Annotated in this window: 3 protein-coding genes and 2 pseudogenes; 2 read left to right on the forward strand and 3 right to left on the reverse strand. The window is 57.7% G+C overall.

Annotated features, from left to right (window positions below):
* The 3 genes and pseudogenes from H6B10_RS12315 to H6B10_RS12325 form a co-directional block, all read right to left on the reverse strand.
* Positions 1 to 379: pseudogene (locus H6B10_RS12315) on the reverse strand (carbohydrate ABC transporter permease); the annotation flags it as partial.
* 99 nt (positions 380 to 478) lie between these two features.
* On the reverse strand, positions 479 to 1858 hold the full coding sequence (locus tag H6B10_RS12320; protein WP_204651879.1) for an ABC transporter substrate-binding protein: 1380 nt from the start codon (positions 1856 to 1858) through the stop codon (positions 479 to 481).
* 257 nt (positions 1859 to 2115) lie between these two features.
* The gene (locus tag H6B10_RS12325; RefSeq protein WP_204651880.1) at positions 2116 to 3105 is read right to left on the reverse strand and encodes a LacI family DNA-binding transcriptional regulator; all 990 of its coding nucleotides are present in this window, start codon (positions 3103 to 3105) and stop codon (positions 2116 to 2118) included.
* Between the two features lie 198 nt (positions 3106 to 3303).
* On the opposite strand from H6B10_RS12325, the gene H6B10_RS12330 reads away from it, so the two are divergent.
* Positions 3304 to 4398, forward strand: a complete 1095-nt coding sequence (locus H6B10_RS12330) for an SGNH/GDSL hydrolase family protein (RefSeq protein WP_204651881.1) — start codon at positions 3304 to 3306, stop codon at positions 4396 to 4398.
* A 36-nt stretch (positions 4399 to 4434) separates the two neighbouring features.
* Positions 4435 to 5278 (forward strand): annotated as a pseudogene (locus H6B10_RS12335) (phospho-sugar mutase); the annotation flags it as partial.

Raw genomic sequence — 5278 nt, forward strand, 5'->3', positions numbered from 1 at the left:
GGAAGTACAACGCGCCGCGGAAGAACTTGCCGCCCTTGACCTTGAAGCTGAGGATGGTGGCGAACAGAAGGGCCAGGGCCATCTGTACCACGGAACCTGCCATATAGTACAAGCTCAGCAGCAGCGCCTGGAAGCAGTCGTCGCGGGTGAAAACATCAATGTAGTTTTCCAGGCCCACAAAGGTACGGCGGCCGATGTAGCGCATATCGAAAAAGCTGAACTGCACCATCTTGAAGAACGGCAGGTAGGTGAAGGTGAACAGAAGCAGAAGCGGCAGGATCAGAAACACAATGGTGCATACGATCTGCTGCCCGCGCATGCTTTTGAGCCATTGGCCGAAGGTTTTGCGGGGTTTGACTGCCGCAGTGGATTTGCTCATGATATTGCCTCCCTTACATAAAAGCTGCACGGCGGGCCGGCGGTTGCCGGCCCGCCGTGCAGGGCTTGGCTCCGCGCTCCGGCGGAGCGGATTCCGAATTTACTGCGGGGCGTTGCGGTCGACTGCGTCGTTCCAGGCGGCGTTCCAGTCAGCCACGATGTCGTCCAGAGTTTCGTCACCGTTGATAGCAGCCTCGACGACTCTCTTACCGTGTGTTTCGTCAGCGTTCAGTGTCAGTTCGGCGTCCTGCTGGACATTGGCGGCCAGATCAGCCAGGTCGGTGGGAGCAGGTGCATCGGCAACCAGTTCAATGCCGTCGAAAGCGGCGAGGGTCTCGGGGTATTCCTGGCTCTTCAGCACGGGGATGCCGCCCTGATCGTAGGAGAAGTTGCTGGACTCACTCAGCCACTTGATGTAAAGCATGGAGGCAATCTTTTCATCATCGCTGGAATTGATGTTGACGCCGTAGCAATAGTCAGAACCGGCGGAGGCGTACTGCACACCATCCACACTGATGGGGAACGGCATATAACCGATGTCATCGGCGTTGGGACCAGCCTGCTGCATCTGGACCACAGCCCAGCTGCCCAGCACCATGGTGGCGATCTGGCCGTTATTCATCATGGTCTTGCTGCCTTCCCAGTCGGTGGTAGTGGGATCGTCTTCGGTCAGGCCGCGCTTGACCGCCTGGTACAGCACATTGTACACCGCGTAGGGACCGCTCTCGCTGTCGCCGGTAGGTACGCCGGGGGCGAAGGGATCATGGGTCTGGGGCATGGTGACGTTCATCCAGTTGGAGTCGCCGGTAGAGCCGCCGATATAGGCGTCCCAAGCAGTCATGGTCCAGCCTGCCGCGTAGTTGGTATACAGGGGGATAGCGTCGGTGTTGTCCTTGATTTTCTGCAGCGCATCCAGGAACTTGGTGGGGGTGGTGGGCAGCTCGGTGATACCGGCTTCCTCAAACACAGCCTTGTTGTAAACCACGCCCTGAGCATTACAAATGGAGGGGATGCCGTAAACCTTGCCATCGTAGGCGCGGTTGTCAGCAAAGTTATATTCATCTTCAATGGCGCTCAGATCACACAAGGGATAGAAGTAATCGCTCAGTTCCGGCAGGGGGATGGTGGTGGGGATCATGCACACATCGCCCCAGTCCGGGTTCGTCAGGCGGGTAGTCATGTCGTTTGCATAGTCGGTGATGGTCTCATTGGTGATGGTAATGTTGGGGTACATTTCCTGGAATGCAGCCACATAGCCAGCCAGTGTGCCGTCCCCTTCCAGGTCGGTGCGGTTGGTGATGACTTTGATCTCGGCCTTCAGGTCGGTATAGTCCTCACCGACAGTCAGTTCGTTGTAGGCGGGCAGGGTGCTCCCGGATTCCCCCGTCTGGGAGCCGCTGCTGTTCTGGCTGCTCCCACAGCCGGCCAGCAGGCTGGCAGACATGGCCGCTGCCAATGTCAGGGCAATTGCTTTTTTCATGATTTTCCTCCTTTTAAAAGTGCGTCTTGCGGACAGTGACTACTGTTTTTCACGGAATTGTTTCGCGTGATTTACCTTGCACATTAAGTATATGATTTAAGTTAAAAATAGTCAATATATTAAGTAAAAGTTTGGTGAAATGGCGAAAAAGCCCCCCGTCACTTAGGCAAATTGCCCGGAAAAAATCTCTTGTATATGAAAAAAAGCAGGCTAAAAAGTTTTTTAGCCTGCTTTTAAGTTAATAAACACGAGAAAAATCAGGTGGAATCCCGCCGTACAAAGGCTCCCGGTACAATGGTGGTAGGCGCCAACGGCGATTTACCGTTCAGTTTCCGGCGCAGCTGGCTGACCACCGCCCCTGCCATACCGTCCACATCAATACGGTAGCTGGTCAGCTGCGGGCGGCAGATGGTAGAAAACCGGTAGTCATCGTACCCGGTCACCGCTACATCCCGGGGGACTTCATAACCGTTGCGATGCAGCAGTTCCACCAAATTGAACGCCACTTCGTCACAATTGCAGACAAACGCCTCCGGCATATCCTCGGGCAGCCTGGTCTGAATCAACCGTCCGTCGCTGTCGCGGTCCTCCAGGCGCCAGTCAGGGCGCGGCTCAATGCCTGCCATCAGCAGTGCCCGGCAGTAACCCAGATAGCGGTCCATGATGGAACTGGTAGCACACACGCTGCCCACAAATCCGATCCGCCGCCGCCCGGTGGAGAGCAGATGTTCGGTCATCTGATACCCGCCGCTGGTGTTGTCGCTCAGCACACTGTCCCCTGCGATGGTATCATCATAGAAGTCCAGGAACATGAACGGCAGCCCGTACTGCAGTACCGTACTGATATACCGGCGGTGCAGTTCCCCCATAAAGATCAGGGCATCCACCTTCCGGTTTACCAACAGCGTGGGCATGATGCAGTTCTGTTCCGACTCGGCAGGTACAATTTCCAGAATGCAGTTGTACCCCAAGGGCGCGCAGTGGTTGAGCAGCGAACGATACAAGCTGGAATAGAACGCGCTTTCGTCAAAATGTCGGTCTGCCACCAGAATCCCGATGTTGATGCTGCGCTGGGCGGATGCTTCGGCCTTGACCGGCATTTCGTACCCCAGCTCCTGGGCTGTGGCCAGAATTTTTGCGCGCATTTCGTCGCTTACGCCTTCTTTGCCGGAAAGTCCCTTGGAAACCGATACCACACTGATCCCCAGCCGCTGTGCAATGTCAGCCATGCGTACGCTCTTGGCCATCCCTAACACCTCTGTTTCGAATTTTACTTAAATAAAGTATATCAGCCCCTGTGGATATCGTCAATGTCAAGCTAACTTTTTTGTACTATTTGCTTAATTTTTCCTTTCCTCTTGCAACAGCTTGCCGAATGTGATACAGTGAAGAAAATTAGCTAACAAATTCTTCGAATTAAGTTAACAAGAAAGGAAGGTTTTGCCATGGAACAGTCCGTCTGGGAATTACCCCAGGTCCGTATTCTGGGGCGCCACACCCATGCGGGGGATGCACTCACCTTGTTTTATACCGCCGCAGGGATCGAGTGCCTTTTTACCGGCAGCGAGCTGTGGCTGGAACTGAATGCCGACTACGAAACCTATGAACCCTGGATCAGCGTGGAACTCAACGGCGCCTGGATCAGCCGTTTTCCGGTAGCACCCGGTCACAGCGAGGTCTGCGTTTTCCGCGGCATGACGCCGGGCACACCCAAACATGTGCGGGTATTCAAGGATGTGCAGGCCATGTCCGGTGACGAACGGCATTTGCTGCAGATTACCGCCCTGCGTTGGGCGGACGGCGACTTTTTACCGCTGCCTGCTCCCTCTTACCGGCTGGAATTTGTGGGCGACAGCATTACCAGCGGCGAGGGTGCCATCGGTGCGCTGCCGGAAGAAGATTGGATCTCGGCCTTTTTCAGTGCCATGAACCATTATGCCCGGTTCACCGCCGACGCCCTGGGTGCCGAATACCGCCTGGTCAGCCAGAGCGGCTGGGGCATTCTTTCCAGCTGGGACAATGACCCGCATTGCCGGGTGCTTTCCTATTATAAAGAGGTTTGCGGTTTGGCCCAGGGTGCGCGCAACCGGGAACTGGGCGCCCAGCAGCCCAACGATTTTGTCGCCTGGCCCGCCGACGCGGTGATCATCAACCTGGGTACCAACGACGCCGGAGCCTCTCACAACCCGCCGTGGACTGACCCGCAGACCGGCGAAACCTACGGCCAGAACACCACACCCGAACATCGGGCGCAGCTGGAACAGGCCGTAGTGGATGGCCTGCAGATGCTGCGGCGCTGCAATCCGCAGGCGTTGCTGGTCTGGGTATACGGCATGCTGGGGGATGAGCTGCGCCCCACCCTGGAACAGGCCATTGCCCGCTATCGCCGGGAAACCGGCGACGACCGCGTTTGCTTCTTCCCCCTGCCCGATACCACCCCCGAGACCGTAGGCGCCCGGCAGCACCCCGGGGTACAGTCCCACCGCCGCGCCGCCGATGCCCTGACCGCCTTTTTGCAGGAAGCACTGAACCGCTCCTGATCCGCCATATCATTCTATCAAAAGGAGTTTTGCCCTATGCAGTATCAGAAAGAATTGGACCTCTGGCTTGCCCGTGCCGTGGAGGATGCCGACCTTATCACCGAACTGAAGGCCGTTGCCGGGGACGAAGCCGCCATCAGTGACCGCTTTTATCGGGACCTGGAGTTCGGCACCGGTGGCCTGCGGGGCGTCATCGGCGCCGGCACCAACCGGATGAACCTGTACACCATCCGCCGGGCCACCCAGGGCCTGGCCGATTACCTCAACGCTTCCGACCTGCCCAAAAAGGTAGCCCTCGCCCATGACAGCCGCCACAAAGGCGAACTGTTCTGCCGGGAAGCCGCCCGGGTGCTGGCTGCCAACGGCATCACCGCCTATCTCTATCCCCGCCTGGAACCCACCCCGGCCCTGTCCTGGGCGGTGCGGTACCTGGGCTGTGGGGCGGGCATCTGCGTAACGGCCAGCCACAACCCCGCCAAATACAACGGCTACAAGGTCTACGGTGCCGACGGCTGCCAGATCACCCTGGAAGCAGCCGACCAGGTGCTGGCTGCCATTGGCCGCCACGATTACTTCGACAGCCCCAGACTGGCGGATTATGACCAGGCAGTTGCCGAGGGCCACATCGTGACCATCGACGACCGGTGCCTGTCCGACTTTGTGGACGCCGTACTGGCACTGCGCCCGGGCAATGATGTATCCCGCCTGAAGCTTGTCTACACGCCGCTGAACGGCAGCGGTCTGGAGCCGGTAAAAATGCTGCTGGACCGGATGGGCGTGACCCAGGTGACCGTTGTTCCCGAACAGGAAAAGCCGGATGGAGATTTTCCCACCTGTCCTTACCCCAACCCCGAGATCCGGGAGGCCATGGAAACCGGCC

Origin of the sequence: Gemmiger formicilis (assembly GCF_016901605.1) — a bacterium.
GTDB classification, from domain to species: domain Bacteria; phylum Bacillota; class Clostridia; order Oscillospirales; family Ruminococcaceae; genus Gemmiger; species Gemmiger formicilis_B.